The sequence below is a fragment of the Klebsiella sp. CN_Kp091 genome (assembly GCF_040065095.1).
In the GTDB taxonomy this organism is placed as follows: Bacteria; Pseudomonadota; Gammaproteobacteria; order Enterobacterales; family Enterobacteriaceae; genus Klebsiella; species Klebsiella aerogenes.
Genome location: NZ_JBEAIO010000044.1, coordinates 67,262 through 80,530, shown reverse-complemented (window position 1 = coordinate 80,530; position 13,269 = coordinate 67,262). Strand labels below are relative to the sequence as shown.

Below are 13,269 nucleotides of genomic sequence, written 5' to 3'. Positions count from 1 at the left end.
CGTGCGATATCTGGCAACAATGCTGTTATCTCTGGCGGTGTTAATCACCGCCGGTTGCGGCTGGCATCTGCGTAGCAATACGCAGGTTCCAACCACAATGAAAACTATGATTTTCCAGTCAAGCGATCCGAATGGTCCGTTAAGCCGTGCGGTACGCAATCAGCTGCGTCTGAATGGCGTCGAGCTGATCGATGCCGATACGCTGCGTAAGGACGTTCCGTCCCTGCGTCTGGGTAACTCATCCATTCAGAAAGATACGGCATCCATTTTCCAGGATGGTCGTACTGCTGAATACCAGATGGTGCTGACCGTTAACGCCACCGTATTGATACCGGGTCATGACATTTACCCAATCAATACCAAGGTTTATCGTTCGTTCTTCGATAACCCGCAGGCGGCGCTGGCGAAAGATGCCGAGCAGGACATGATTGTCCGAGAGATGTACGACAAGGCCGCGGAACAACTGATCCGCAAATTGCCGAGCGTGCATGTTGCGGATGTCGAAGCCACCAAAGAGGCTGAGCAGCCGGTGTCTGGAACCCCGGCCACCTCGACCTCTGGCAACCGCGTCTCCACTACGCTGGGTAACTGATGATTCGGTTGTACCCGGAACAACTCCGCGCGCAGCTCACTGAAGGGCTGCGCGCGGCGTATTTATTGCTTGGTAGCGATCCATTGCTGTTACAGGAAAGCCAGGATGCGATCCGCGAAGCCGCGGCCGCTCAGGGCTTTACCGAACATCACACCGCGACCATCGATGCCAGCACCGACTGGCCCGCCCTTTTCTCTTTAAGTCAGGCGCTGAGCCTCTTTTCCAGTCGCCAGACGCTTCTGCTTATTCTGCCGGAAAACGGCCCGAATGCGGCGATTAACGAACAGCTTGCCACGCTGGTCGGTATGCTGCATGAAGATTTGCTGCTGATTGTCCGCGGCAACAAGCTTACCAAAGCCCAGGAAAATGCAGCATGGGTGACCGCGCTTGCCAGTCGCGCCGTACAGGTCAGCTGCCAGACGCCGGAATATGCGCAGCTACCGCGCTGGCTGGCCGCCCGCGCTAAACAGAACAAGCTGCAATTAGATGACGCCGCCAGCCAGCTGCTGTGCTACTGCTATGAAGGTAACCTGCTGGCGTTAGCGCAGGCGCTGGAGCGGCTCTCGCTGCTGTGGCCTGACGGCAAGCTGACGTTGCCTCGCGTTGAGCAGGCGGTGAATGATGCCGCCCACTTCACGCCGTATCACTGGGTCGATGCCCTGCTGGCCGGCAAAAGCAAGCGCGTACTTCACGTCCTGCAGCAGTTGAGGCTTGAGGGCTGCGAACCCGCCATTTTGTTGCGTACATTGCAGCGCGAACTGCTGCTGCTGGTGAACCTGAAGCGCCAGTCGGCACATACGCCGCTACGCACGTTGTTTGATAAACACCGGGTCTGGCAGAACCGCCGTCAACTGGTTGGCGACGCGCTCACGCGCCTCAGCGCCGAGCAACTGCGCCAGGCCGTCACGTTATTAACCCGCGCCGAGCTCACCTTCAAACAAGATTATGGCCAGTCAATATGGCCCGAGCTGGAAAGTCTTTCGTTACTGCTCTGCCATAAAGCGCTGGCAGACGTTTTCATTGATGGTTGATATGACTCAGTTGCAGGCGATGTACGGCGGCACCTTCGATCCGGTGCATTATGGCCACCTGAAGCCGGTAGAAATTCTGGCTAACCAGATCGGTCTTAACCGGGTGATTATCGTCCCCAATAATGTCCCGCCGCATCGTCCGCAGCCGGAGGCCACCAGCGCCCAGCGCGTACATATGCTCGAGCTGGCGATTGCGGATAAACCGCTGTTTGTCCTCGACGAGCGCGAGCTGCGACGCGATACCCTCTCATGGACGGCGCAAACGTTGCAGGAGTGGCGGCAGGAACAGGGTCCCGAGCGGCCGCTGGCGTTTATCATCGGCCAGGATTCGCTGCTGACCTTCCCCACCTGGCATAACTACGCCACGATCCTCGATAACGCCCATCTGATCGTCTGCCGCCGCCCGGGATATCCACTGGCGATGAAGCGTGAAGAAGATCAGCAATGGCTCGATAAACATCTCACCCACGACGTCGAGCAGTTACATAACCGCCCCGCCGGAGCTATCTATCTGGCGGAAACCCCGTGGTTCGATATTTCCGCTACGCTGATTCGCCAGCGTCTGCAGCAGGGCGTCTCCTGCGCCGATATGCTGCCTGCAGCCGTGCTGGACTACATTCACCAGCAGAAGCTCTATTGCTGAGAACCCGCTACGGGGATATCGTTACGCTACGCGAGTTCCACGGAGTGCATCATGAAATTATGGCTGGTTCGCCACGGCGAAACGCAGGCTAATGTCGACGGACTGTATAGCGGTCATGCCCCAACCCCCCTTACCGAACGCGGGATCCAGCAGGCCCGCTCGCTGGGTGACTATCTGCGGGCGGTGCCTTTCGAGCTGGTATTGTGCAGCGAGCTGGAGAGAACCCAGCATACCGCCGAATTATTGCTCGCTGGACGGCCAATCCCACGGCAAGTGATTCCTTCGTTGAATGAGATGTTTTTTGGTGATTGGGAAATGCGCCACCATCGCGATCTGCAACAAGATGACCCGCAGAACTACGCCGCCTGGTGCAAAGACTGGCAACATGCTGCGCCGACCAACGGCGAAAGTTTCCAGGCCTTCGCGCAGCGTATCGCGGCTTTTGCCGCCACCCTCGGGCAATATCAGCAGCGGGATAATCTATTGATCGTCGGCCACCAGGGCGCTTTAAGCCTGTTAATCGCACTTTTATTGCAGATGCCTGCGGCAGCAATGTGGCATTTTCCCCTCGCCCACGGTAGCTGGAGCCTTATCGAACGGCGCCACGATTTTACTACCCTGCGGGTATTAAATAGCCAGGCGCGGTGGCGCGCGGAATAAGAATTAATCGTCGCCCATTGACAGCCAAATGCAGGCTGTTATTCTCCGCAGCCAGGCTACACCCGCTATACGCATCTTGCAGAAATTGTTTTACAAAAATGGCGATGCATTCGTCGGCAAGGGATGGGATGATAGCCCGCTTTCAAGGGCTGAAAGCTGACTTTTCTCCCGACATTGCCATGACTTCGGGTATACTGTCAGGCTCGTTATTGTTATCACTCTTCACGCACCCAGGGGGAACACTTGCAGGGTAAAGCACTCCAGGATTTTGTTATCGACAAAATTGATGACCTGAAAGGTCAGGACATCGTCGCCATTGATGTACATGGCAAATCCAGCATCACCGATTGCATGATTATTTGCACCGGCACGTCTACGCGCCACGTGATGTCCATCGCCGACCATGTGGTGCAGGAATCCCGCGCCGCCGGGATGCTGCCGCTGGGCGTTGAAGGTGAAGCCGCCGCCGACTGGATCGTGGTCGATCTGGGCGACGTGATGGTTCACGTCATGCAGGAAGAGAGCCGTCGTCTGTACGAGCTGGAAAAACTCTGGAGTTAATGCGTGAAGCTACAATTGGTGGCCGTTGGCACCAAAATGCCGGACTGGGTTCAGACCGGCTTTAGCGAATATCTGCGCCGTTTTCCAAAAGATATGCCGTTCGAACTGGTAGAGATCCCTGCCGGTAAGCGCGGAAAAAATGCCGATATCAAACGCATCCTCGAAAAAGAGGGCGAAATGATGCTGGCGGCCGCAGGCAAGAACCGTATCGTGACCCTGGATATTCCCGGTAAGCCGTGGGATACGCCGCAGCTGGCGCGAGAACTGGAACGCTGGAAGCAGGATGGCCGGGACGTCAGTTTACTCATTGGCGGCCCGGAAGGTCTCTCTCCGGCCTGCAAAGCGGCAGCGGAACAGAGTTGGTCGCTTTCCACGCTCACGTTGCCTCACCCGTTAGTTCGCGTGCTGGTCGCTGAGAGCCTGTATCGTGCGTGGAGCATTACGACTAACCACCCTTACCACCGTGAGTAATGATGACCTGGGTAGACTAAGCAGCGAATGAAATTACAGAATTCTTTCCGCGACTATACGGCTGAATCCTCGCTGTTTGTACGCCGGGCGCTGGTCGCTTTTACGGGCATTTTGTTGCTTACCGGCGTGCTGATTGCCAACCTCTACAACGTACAGATTGTCCGCTTCAACGACTATCAAACGCGTTCCAATGAAAACCGCATTAAGCTGGTCCCTATTCCGCCCAGCCGCGGCATTATCTACGATCGCAACGGCACGCCGCTGGCGCTGAACCGCACCATCTATCAGCTAGAGATGATGCCGGAAAAAGTCGATAACGTGCAGCAGACGCTGGATGCGCTGCGCGACGTCGTCGACCTGACCGACGACGATATCGCCGGCTTTAAAAAAGAGCGCGCGCGCTCTCACCGCTTCACCTCGATTCCGGTGAAGGTCAATCTTAATGAAGTCCAGGTGGCGCGCTTCGCCGTAAACCAGTACCGCTTTCCCGGCGTCGAAGTCAAAGGCTACAAGCGCCGCTACTATCCCTATAACTCCGCCCTGACCCACGTTATCGGCTACGTTTCTAAAATCAACGATAAAGACGTCGATCGCCTGGATAAAGAGGGCAAGCTGGCCAACTACGCATCGACCCATGACATCGGTAAGCTTGGAATCGAGCGCTATTATGAAGACGTGCTGCACGGGCAAACCGGTTATGAAGAGGTTGAAGTCAACAACCGCGGCCGCGTTATTCGCCAGCTTAAAGAAGTGCCGCCGCAGGCCGGACGCGATATCTACCTAACCCTTGATTTGAAGCTGCAGCAGTATATCGAAACGCTGCTGGCGGGCAGCCGCGCGGCGGTAGTGGTCACCGACCCGCGCAGCGGCGCGATTCTGGCGCTGGTTTCAACCCCGAGCTACGATCCCAACCTGTTTGTTGATGGTATCTCCAGCAAAGATTATTCCGGACTACTCAACGATCCGAATACCCCGCTGGTTAACCGCGCGACGCAGGGGGTTTATCCACCTGCATCGACGGTGAAACCCTACGTCGCCGTCTCAGCCTTGAGCGCCGGTGTGATTACGCGCAACACCAGTCTGTTCGACCCCGGCTGGTGGCAGTTGCCTGGTTCGGAAAAACGCTATCGCGACTGGAAAAAATGGGGCCACGGACACCTGAACGTCACCAAAGCGCTGGAAGAGTCCGCGGATACCTATTTCTATCAAGTCGCCTATGATATGGGCATCGATCGTCTTTCCGAATGGATGAGTAAGTTTGGCTACGGCGACTACACTGGCGTTGACCTGGCGGAAGAACGCTCCGGCAACATGCCCACTCGCGAATGGAAGCTCAAGCGCTTTAAGAAACCCTGGTATCAGGGTGATACCATCCCGGTCGGTATCGGCCAGGGCTACTGGACCGCTACGCCGATTCAGATGAACAAAGCGCTGATGATCCTGATAAACGACGGCGTGGTCAAAGTGCCCCATCTTCTGCAAAGCACTCTCGAAGACGGTAAACAGGTACCGTGGGTACAGCCGCATGAACCGCCGGTCGGCGATATTCATTCCGGCTATTGGGAAATCGCCAAAGACGGGATGTACGGCGTTGCTAACCGCGGCAACGGTACCGCGCACAAATACTTTGCCAGCGCGCCGTATAAGATTGCGGCGAAGTCCGGTACCGCGCAGGTATTCGGCCTGAAAGCCAACGAAACCTATAACGCGCACCGAATTTCCGAACGTCTGCGTGACCACAAACTCATGACGGCGTTTGCGCCTTACAACAACCCCCAGGTCGCGGTGGCGATGATCCTGGAGAATGGCGGCGCCGGCCCGGCGGTCGGTACCATTATGCGCCAGATCCTCGATCACATCATGCTGGGTGATAACAACACCAATCTGCCGAGTGAAAGCCCGGCGGTGACGGCGGGGGAGGATCAATAATGACCGATAATCCGAACAAAAAATCACTATGGGATAAAATCCATCTGGACCCCACGATGCTGCTCATCCTGCTGGCGCTGCTCACCTACAGCGCGCTGGTTATCTGGAGCGCCAGCGGCCAGGATGTGGGAATGATGGAGCGCAAAATCGGCCAAATCGCCATGGGCGTGGTGATTATGATCGTGATGGCGCAGATCCCGCCGCGGGTATATGAGGGCTGGGCGCCCTACCTCTATATTTTCTGTATTATTTTGCTGGTTGCCGTAGACGCCTTCGGCGCAATATCCAAAGGCGCACAGCGCTGGTTGGATCTCGGTATTGTACGCTTTCAGCCCTCGGAGATTGCCAAAATAGCGGTGCCGCTGATGGTGGCGCGGTTTATTAACCGCGATGTCTGTCCGCCGTCATTGAAGAATACCGCCATCGCACTGGTCCTGATCTTCCTGCCGACCCTGCTGGTTGCAGCGCAGCCAGACCTCGGCACCTCGATTCTGATCGCCCTCTCCGGCCTGTTTGTTCTGTTCCTCTCCGGCCTCAGCTGGCGCTTGATCGGTATCGCGGTCGTGCTGGTCGCCGCCTTTATTCCGATTTTATGGTTCTTCCTGATGCACGACTACCAGCGTCAGCGCGTGATGATGCTGCTCGACCCGGAGACCGATCCGCTGGGCGCGGGCTATCATATTATTCAGTCGAAAATCGCTATTGGTTCCGGCGGATTACGCGGTAAAGGATGGTTGCATGGTACTCAGTCGCAGCTCGAATTCCTGCCGGAGCGCCATACTGACTTTATCTTCGCCGTGTTGGCGGAAGAGCTGGGTCTTATCGGGGTGTTGATCCTGCTGGCATTGTACATTTTGCTTATCATGCGCGGACTGTGGATCGCCGCCCAGGCGCAAACCACCTTTGGCCGCGTCATGGCGGGCGGTTTAATGTTGATTTTATTCGTTTATGTCTTCGTAAATATTGGTATGGTAAGTGGTATTTTGCCGGTGGTGGGGGTACCTTTGCCGCTGGTCAGCTACGGGGGCTCAGCCCTGATCGTATTGATGGCCGGGTTTGGTATCGTGATGTCGATCCATACCCACAGAAAAATGTTGTCGAAAAGCGTTTAAGGGGTTCGCAATGCGTAAGCAATGGCTGGGGATCTGCATAGCAGCAGGGCTGCTGGCGGCATGTTCGGGTGAAGACGTTCAGCAGAAGACGGTTAGCGTCCCGCAGCCGGCCGTCTGTAATGGTCCGACGGTAGAAATTAGCGGCGCCGATCCGCGTTTCGAAACGCTGAACGCCACGGCCAATCAGGATTATGAGCGCGACGGCAAAAGCTATAAAATCGTTCAGGATCCGGCTAACTTCACCCAGACCGGTCTGGCGGCAATTTATGATGCCGAACCGAACAGCAATCTGACCGCCTCTGGCGAAGCGTTCGATCCAACTCAGCTCACCGCCGCGCATCCAACCTTGCCCATCCCGAGCTACGCGCGTATCACGAACCTGGCCAACGGCCGGATGATCGTGGTGCGCATTAACGATCGCGGCCCGTACGGCAATGATCGGGTCATTTCCCTGTCCCGCGCGTCCGCCGACCGCCTGAATACCTCGAACAATACTAAAGTTCGTATCGATCCTATTATCGTCTCTCAGGACGGCGCTTTGTCGGGCCCGGGTATGGCATGTACCACCGTCGCCAAACAAACCTATGCCCTGCCTTCACGGCCAAACCTTGATGGCGATGGTTCCGCGGCCATCGCCCCGGCCGACCAATCAAACATTCACGCCATTAGCAACTCAACGCTTAAGCCTGAGGATAACGTGGGCGCGCCGGTCAGCAATAGTGGATTCCTTGGCGCGCCGACGCCGCTGAATAATGGCGTGCTGGAAAGCAGCGAACCTGCTGCTGCGCCTGCCGCCGTTGCCACGACGCCGACAACACCCAGCGCTCCAGTCACCGCGCCGGGATCGATTCAGGGGAGCGTTGCGCCTGCCGCGGCCGCAGCAGCAACCGCGACTGTTGCCGCGCCAAGCGCCAGCACCAGCGGCGAGTTCGTCGTGCAGGTCGGCGCCGTTAGCGACCAGGCTCGCGCCCAGCAATATCAGCAGCGCTTGAGCCAGCAGTTCGCCGTTCCGGGCCGAGTGATGCAAAATGGCGCCGTGTGGCGAATCCAATTGGGTCCATTTACCAGTAAGTCGCAAGCGTCGACGGTACAGCAGCGCCTGCAAAACGAAGCGCAGCTGCAATCATTTATTACTCGCGCCAACTAAACGTAACGCCGCGGTATCTCCCGCCACCGCATATGTAAAAGTCGTTAACAAAGTCATATGCAATGTCGGATGCCGCTGCGAAACGCATTTGTTATAGTAAGGCACTTTTTTTAATTTCATCACGGATGCCGTTGTTCTAACCATGAAGACCTCTTTCACCGCTCGTTTACTCGTTACGGCCCTCTCCGTTGCGGCACTGTCTACCGCTGCCCGCGCCGATGACCTGAATATGAAAACCATGATCCCAGGCGCTCCGCAGATCGATGCTGAATCCTGGGTTCTTATCGATTACAACTCAGGTAAAGTGCTGGCGGAAAACAACGCCGACGCCCGTCGCGATCCGGCGAGCCTGACCAAAATGATGACCAGCTATGTCATTGGCCAGGCCATGAAGGCGGGCAAATTCAAAGAATCCGATCTGGTCACCGTAGGTAACGACGCGTGGGCAACCGGTAACCCGGTGTTTAAAGGTTCTTCCCTGATGTTCCTGAAACCGGGCATGCAGGTGCCGGTTTCTCAGCTGATCCGCGGCATCAACCTGCAATCCGGTAACGATGCCTGCGTGGCGATGGCCGACTACGTTGCCGGTAGCCAGGACGCGTTTGTCAGCCTGATGAACAATTACGTTAACGCGTTGGGCCTGAAAAACACCCACTTCCAGACCGTTCACGGCCTGGATGCCGACGGTCAGTACAGCTCCGCGCGTGACATGGCGCTGATCGGCCAGGCGCTGATCCGCGATGTACCGAATGAGTATTCCATCTACCGTGAGAAAGAGTTCACCTTTAACGGGATTCGCCAGCTGAACCGTAACGGCCTGCTGTGGGATAACAGCCTCAACGTCGATGGCATTAAAACCGGCCATACCGATAAAGCAGGCTACAACCTGGTTGCCTCTGCTACCGAAGGCCAGATGCGCCTGATCTCCGCGGTCATGGGCGGGCGTACCTACAAAGGGCGTGAGTCTGAGAGCAAGAAACTGCTGACCTGGGGCTTCCGCTTCTTTGAAACCGTCAACCCTATTAAAGCAGGTAAAGAGTTCGCCTCTGAACCGGCCTGGTTCGGCGATAGCGATCGCGCCTCTCTGGGCGTAGATAAAGACGTCTATCTGACTATCCCACGCGGCCGTATGAAAGATCTGAAAGCCAGCTATGTGTTGAATAACACCGAGCTACACGCGCCGCTGCAGAAAAACCAGGTGGTCGGTACCATCAACTTCCAGTTAGATGGCAAAACTATCGATCAGCGTCCGTTAGTGGTGCTGCAGGAAATTCCGGAAGGTAATTTCTTCGGCAAAATCATTGATTACATTAAGTTAATGTTCCATCACTGGTTTGGTTAAAAATTGAACACTTGAAAGTGTGATTTCTATCCCCATATACTATTCATCAAAGAAACCTGATAACTCCCACATTACGTGGGAGTTATTATTTTAGTCGTCACACCGGAGCTGACATGAAAACCAAACTTAACGAACTGCTTGAATTCCCTACTCCATTTACTTACAAAGTAATGGGGCAGGCGTTGCCTGAGCTGGTTGATCAGGTGGTGGAAGTGGTACAGCGCCATGCGCCTGGTGATTACTCTCCGTCAGTAAAACCGAGCAGCAAAGGTAACTACCACTCGGTCTCCATCACCATTAACGCTACCCACATTGAGCAGGTCGAAGCCCTGTACGAAGAGTTGGGCAATATCGAAATCGTGCGGATGGTGCTGTAATCCATCTCCTTACCCGGCCTCAAGGGCCGGGTAATCCTCCCTCTTTCGCTGTGATATACTCTCCCCCACTTAAGTCATCCCTCTCGGCGGAGACGTTGTTTTGCAGCACAATACCATTCTTATCCGACAACTTGGCCTGCAACCTTACGAACCCATCTCGCAGGCAATGCATGAATTTACCGACAGCCGTGACGACACGACGCTGGATGAAATCTGGCTGGTAGAACATCACCCGGTCTTCACTCAGGGTCAGGCCGGTAAAGCCGAACACGTGCTGGTACCAGGCGATATCCCGGTCATTCAGAGCGATCGCGGCGGCCAGGTGACCTATCACGGGCCAGGCCAACAGGTGATGTATGTATTGCTGAATCTTAAACGGCGTAAGCTCGGCGTGCGTGAATTAGTGACGCTGCTGGAGCAGACCGTGGTCAATACTCTCGCGGAGTATCAGATTGAATCCCACCCACGCGCCGATGCGCCTGGGGTTTACGTTGGTGAACAGAAAATTTGTTCGCTGGGGCTGCGTATTCGTAAAGGCTGTTCTTTCCACGGCCTGGCGCTGAATGTGGCAATGGATTTGACGCCATTCCTGCGCATTAACCCGTGCGGCTATGCCGGTATGGAGATGACGCAAATGCGCCAGTGGCAGCCGCAGGCCACCACGGAAAACGTCGCGCCGCGGCTGGTCGCCAACCTGCTGGCGCTGCTGAATAACCCACCGCATGAGTATGTAGCCGCTTAAGAAGCTTCGCGCTCTGAAATCTCAGAGCGCCTGTAAATTGCGCAAGTCATTATTAATACTTTATATTTGCAATCAATTATCACGTTCCGCAATGCCACGGCCCGCTATAATAGCGCTATACACCCGACAACCGGATACGCTGAGTGGCAGAAAACCATCCCCCATCGGAACTCAATGAACAACCTGAAGATCGGCAGATTTTTCGTATTCTGCGTAATATCGATCTTAATCTGCTGACCATCTTCGAAGCGGTGTACGTGCATAAAGGCATCGTCAACGCGGCGAGGGTGCTAAATATCACCCCTTCGGCCATCAGCCAGTCCATCAATAAATTACGGGCTCTGTTCCCTGACCCGCTCTTTATTCGTAAAGGACAGGGGGTGACGCCGACGGCTTTTGCCACTCACTTGCATCAGTATATTAGTCAGGGGATGGAAGCCTTTCTCAATGCGCTGGATTTGGGCAGCAGCTCGCAGCAACAGCGCGTGCTCACCATCGCTACCACTCCAACCATCGGCGCCCTGGTGATGCCAACGATCGCCAATGCGTTGAAACCGAGGTTTCCTCAGGTATTACTGCACAACATTGCGATTACCGATGCCGCCAGCCAGCTCAACCAGCGGCAGGTTGATTTGCTGATCGACAGCTATAACCATAGCGGGCTGGCCATTGCACACCAGGTACTGTTTTCCGAACCGGTCGTCATGTTCTGCCGGAAAGATCATCCCATTTTGCCTCTTCCGCTGACGCGGGAAAATCTACAGCAGTTTGAGTTTGCGCTGCTGCTGCCGGAAGGACAGCGCTACCCTACCCTGCATCGGCAACTTGATGAATTTATCGGCGAACGCCGCTGCGGTTTTAGCAGCTATAACCTGTTGACCCAGGCGGCGATGATGAATAATAGCGATTTGCTGGGGCTGACGCCTGAGAGCATGTTCGCGCTGGTGGCGAAGATCTGGGATTTACAAGCGATTCCTTTTCCACCGCTGCAGGACCAGCGTATTGATATTTCGCTCCATTACAACCGACAAAGCGCCCAGGAGCCGTTACTGAAAGAGATTATCGACACTATTGTGCAAACTTATTCCTGCTAACCGCACGCGAGGGAAAAGGATAAAACAACAACTATTTTACAATTTGCCGGGTAACCAGGCTGCTTTCAACCCCGTATCAATGATATACTGCCTGTCCTTAGTTCAAAAATAGTTGATAAATACAACATTTGATTGAATTAATTCGCTTTCCTTCGTGACTCGCAACTGGAACACGCACGCTATGAGTAAACCCATTGTGATGGAACGCGGTGTTAAGTACCGCGACGCCGATAAAATGGCCCTTATCCCGGTGAAAAACGTGGCAACTGAGCGTGAAGCTCTGCTCAGAAAACCGGAATGGATGAAAATCAAACTTCCGGCTGACTCGTCCCGTATTCAGGGGATCAAGGCAGCGATGCGTAAGAATGGCCTGCACTCCGTGTGCGAAGAAGCCTCTTGCCCGAACCTTGCCGAGTGCTTCAACCACGGCACCGCGACCTTTATGATCCTCGGCGCTATCTGTACTCGCCGTTGTCCGTTCTGCGATGTTGCCCACGGTCGTCCGGTGGCGCCTGATGCCAATGAGCCGCAAAAACTGGCGCAAACCATCGCCGACATGGGTCTGCGCTACGTGGTGGTGACTTCCGTTGACCGCGACGATCTTCGTGACGGCGGCGCGCAGCATTTCGCCGACTGTATCAGCGCTATCCGCGAAAAGAGCCCGAACATCAAGATTGAAACGCTGGTGCCGGATTTCCGTGGTCGTATGGATCGCGCGCTGGATATCCTGAAAGTGACGCCGCCGGATGTGTTTAACCACAACCTGGAAAACGTACCGCGCCTGTATCGCCAGGTACGTCCGGGCGCAGATTACAACTGGTCGCTGAAGCTGCTGGAGCGCTTTAAAGAAGCGCATCCGGAAATCCCGACCAAATCGGGTCTGATGGTGGGTCTTGGCGAGACCAATGAAGAGATCATCGAAGTAATGCGCGATCTGCGCCGTCATGGCGTCACTATGCTGACGCTGGGTCAGTACCTGCAGCCGAGCCGTCACCACCTTCCGGTACAGCGCTACGTCAGCCCGGAAGAGTTTGAAGAGATGAAAGCTGAAGCCATGGCGATGGGCTTTACCCATGCCGCCTGCGGCCCGTTCGTCCGCTCTTCCTATCATGCCGATCTGCAGGCAAAAGGTATGGAAGTAAAATAACCTCTGCCTTTCTTTGGCCGCCGTTCGCGGCGGCCAGATTTACCTGCTAACGCCCCTTTCTATCGTCACACCTGGTTGCAACTTTTTCGCATCCCAAATAACGACCATAAAAAAGGCGACAACGAATACGCTGCCGCCTCTTTGCCGCCAGAGCTTCACACCCGGCCGCGACGCGCCCCCGCTTATCGGGAGCCCGTGATTAATTACTCTTTATGAGAGAGTTTCTGTGCCGGCGCTTCTTCCTCAGCGCTGGTCTTTTTGGCACTGTCATCGTCATCATTCATGGCTTTCTTGAAGCCTTTGATAGCCGAACCCAGGTCTCCACCCAGCGTGCGTAATTTTTTGGTACCAAACACTAAAATAATCAGCGCTGCGACTACCAGCAGTTTGGTAATACTAATCTCACCCATAGCTAACCTTC

Annotated in this window: 15 protein-coding genes; 14 read left to right on the top strand and 1 reads right to left on the bottom strand. The window is 55.3% G+C overall.

The annotated features are described in order from the left end of the window. Position 1: 1 nt before the first annotated feature. From lptE to lipA, 14 genes are all read left to right on the top strand, one after another. Entirely contained in the window at positions 2–592 is a 591-nt protein-coding gene (gene lptE / locus ABLV17_RS18775; protein ID WP_087860239.1) for an LPS assembly lipoprotein LptE, read from the top strand. Beyond that, positions 592–1,623 (top strand): DNA polymerase III subunit delta, encoded by a 1,032-nt coding sequence (holA, locus tag ABLV17_RS18770; protein ID WP_113373848.1) that lies wholly within the window; start codon positions 592–594, stop codon positions 1,621–1,623. The genes lptE and holA overlap by 1 nt, the downstream gene beginning before the upstream one ends. After that, positions 1,616–2,266, top strand: coding sequence for a nicotinate-nucleotide adenylyltransferase (gene nadD, locus ABLV17_RS18765; RefSeq protein WP_162750181.1), 651 nt, complete (start codon positions 1,616–1,618; stop codon positions 2,264–2,266). Before holA ends, nadD begins: the two co-directional genes overlap by 8 nt. Before the next feature lie 51 nt (positions 2,267–2,317). Continuing rightward, positions 2,318–2,926 carry an adenosylcobalamin/alpha-ribazole phosphatase gene (locus ABLV17_RS18760; protein WP_213317388.1) on the top strand — a complete coding sequence of 203 codons (609 nt, stop codon included), beginning with the start codon at positions 2,318–2,320 and terminating at the stop codon, positions 2,924–2,926. 243 nt (positions 2,927–3,169) lie between these two features. Then, a complete protein-coding gene (gene rsfS, locus ABLV17_RS18755) occupies positions 3,170–3,487 on the top strand; it encodes a ribosome silencing factor (protein WP_002894623.1) in 318 nt (105 codons plus the stop codon). Between the two features lie 3 nt (positions 3,488–3,490). Beyond that, positions 3,491–3,958: a 23S rRNA (pseudouridine(1915)-N(3))-methyltransferase RlmH gene (gene rlmH / locus ABLV17_RS18750; protein ID WP_015367732.1), complete on the top strand. Its 468-nt coding sequence runs from the start codon at positions 3,491–3,493 to the stop codon at positions 3,956–3,958. Positions 3,959–3,985: 27 nt separating this feature from the next. Next, positions 3,986–5,887 (top strand): peptidoglycan DD-transpeptidase MrdA, encoded by a 1,902-nt coding sequence (gene mrdA, locus ABLV17_RS18745; RefSeq protein WP_015367733.1) that lies wholly within the window; start codon positions 3,986–3,988, stop codon positions 5,885–5,887. Beyond that, positions 5,887–6,999 (top strand): peptidoglycan glycosyltransferase MrdB, encoded by a 1,113-nt coding sequence (mrdB, locus tag ABLV17_RS18740; protein WP_008805635.1) that lies wholly within the window; start codon positions 5,887–5,889, stop codon positions 6,997–6,999. Before mrdA ends, mrdB begins: the two co-directional genes overlap by 1 nt. A gap of 10 nt (positions 7,000–7,009) precedes the next feature. Next, a complete protein-coding gene (gene rlpA, locus ABLV17_RS18735) occupies positions 7,010–8,146 on the top strand; it encodes an endolytic peptidoglycan transglycosylase RlpA (RefSeq protein ID WP_308957906.1) in 1,137 nt (378 codons plus the stop codon). 142 nt (positions 8,147–8,288) lie between these two features. After that, entirely contained in the window at positions 8,289–9,488 is a 1,200-nt protein-coding gene (gene dacA / locus ABLV17_RS18730) for a D-alanyl-D-alanine carboxypeptidase DacA (RefSeq protein WP_015367735.1), read from the top strand. Between the two features lie 113 nt (positions 9,489–9,601). Then, positions 9,602–9,865, top strand: coding sequence for a DUF493 family protein YbeD (gene ybeD, locus ABLV17_RS18725; RefSeq protein WP_015367736.1), 264 nt, complete (start codon positions 9,602–9,604; stop codon positions 9,863–9,865). 100 nt (positions 9,866–9,965) lie between these two features. Next, the gene (gene lipB / locus ABLV17_RS18720; RefSeq protein ID WP_087860243.1) at positions 9,966–10,607 is read left to right on the top strand and encodes a lipoyl(octanoyl) transferase LipB; all 642 of its coding nucleotides are present in this window, start codon (positions 9,966–9,968) and stop codon (positions 10,605–10,607) included. A 143-nt stretch (positions 10,608–10,750) separates the two neighbouring features. Next, complete coding sequence (locus ABLV17_RS18715; RefSeq protein ID WP_087860244.1) at positions 10,751–11,701, top strand: YbeF family transcriptional regulator; 951 nt, start codon at positions 10,751–10,753, stop codon at positions 11,699–11,701. A 181-nt stretch (positions 11,702–11,882) separates the two neighbouring features. Next, positions 11,883–12,848: a lipoyl synthase gene (gene lipA / locus ABLV17_RS18710; RefSeq protein ID WP_308957904.1), complete on the top strand. Its 966-nt coding sequence runs from the start codon at positions 11,883–11,885 to the stop codon at positions 12,846–12,848. Positions 12,849–13,051: 203 nt separating this feature from the next. Here lipA and tatE read toward each other — a convergent pair whose 3' ends face one another. Continuing rightward, a complete protein-coding gene (tatE, locus tag ABLV17_RS18705) occupies positions 13,052–13,258 on the bottom strand; it encodes a twin-arginine translocase subunit TatE (protein ID WP_045381457.1) in 207 nt (68 codons plus the stop codon). Positions 13,259–13,269 lie beyond the last annotated feature (11 nt).

Excerpts from the sequence above, each read along its gene's own strand:
- lipA (WP_308957904.1), top strand. The coding sequence starts at position 11,883 with ATGAGTAAACCCATTGTGATGGAACGCGGTGTTAAGTACCGCGACGCC.
- rlpA (WP_308957906.1), top strand. The coding sequence starts at position 7,010 with ATGCGTAAGCAATGGCTGGGGATCTGCATAGCAGCAGGGCTGCTGGCG.
- ybeD (WP_015367736.1), top strand. The coding sequence starts at position 9,602 with ATGAAAACCAAACTTAACGAACTGCTTGAATTCCCTACTCCATTTACT.
- dacA (WP_015367735.1), top strand. The coding sequence starts at position 8,289 with ATGAAGACCTCTTTCACCGCTCGTTTACTCGTTACGGCCCTCTCCGTT.
- tatE (WP_045381457.1), bottom strand. The coding sequence starts at position 13,258 with ATGGGTGAGATTAGTATTACCAAACTGCTGGTAGTCGCAGCGCTGATT.
- nadD (WP_162750181.1), top strand. The coding sequence starts at position 1,616 with ATGGTTGATATGACTCAGTTGCAGGCGATGTACGGCGGCACCTTCGAT.
- mrdA (WP_015367733.1), top strand. The coding sequence starts at position 3,986 with ATGAAATTACAGAATTCTTTCCGCGACTATACGGCTGAATCCTCGCTG.
- mrdB (WP_008805635.1), top strand. The coding sequence starts at position 5,887 with ATGACCGATAATCCGAACAAAAAATCACTATGGGATAAAATCCATCTG.
- ABLV17_RS18760 (WP_213317388.1), top strand. The coding sequence starts at position 2,318 with ATGAAATTATGGCTGGTTCGCCACGGCGAAACGCAGGCTAATGTCGAC.
- holA (WP_113373848.1), top strand. The coding sequence starts at position 592 with ATGATTCGGTTGTACCCGGAACAACTCCGCGCGCAGCTCACTGAAGGG.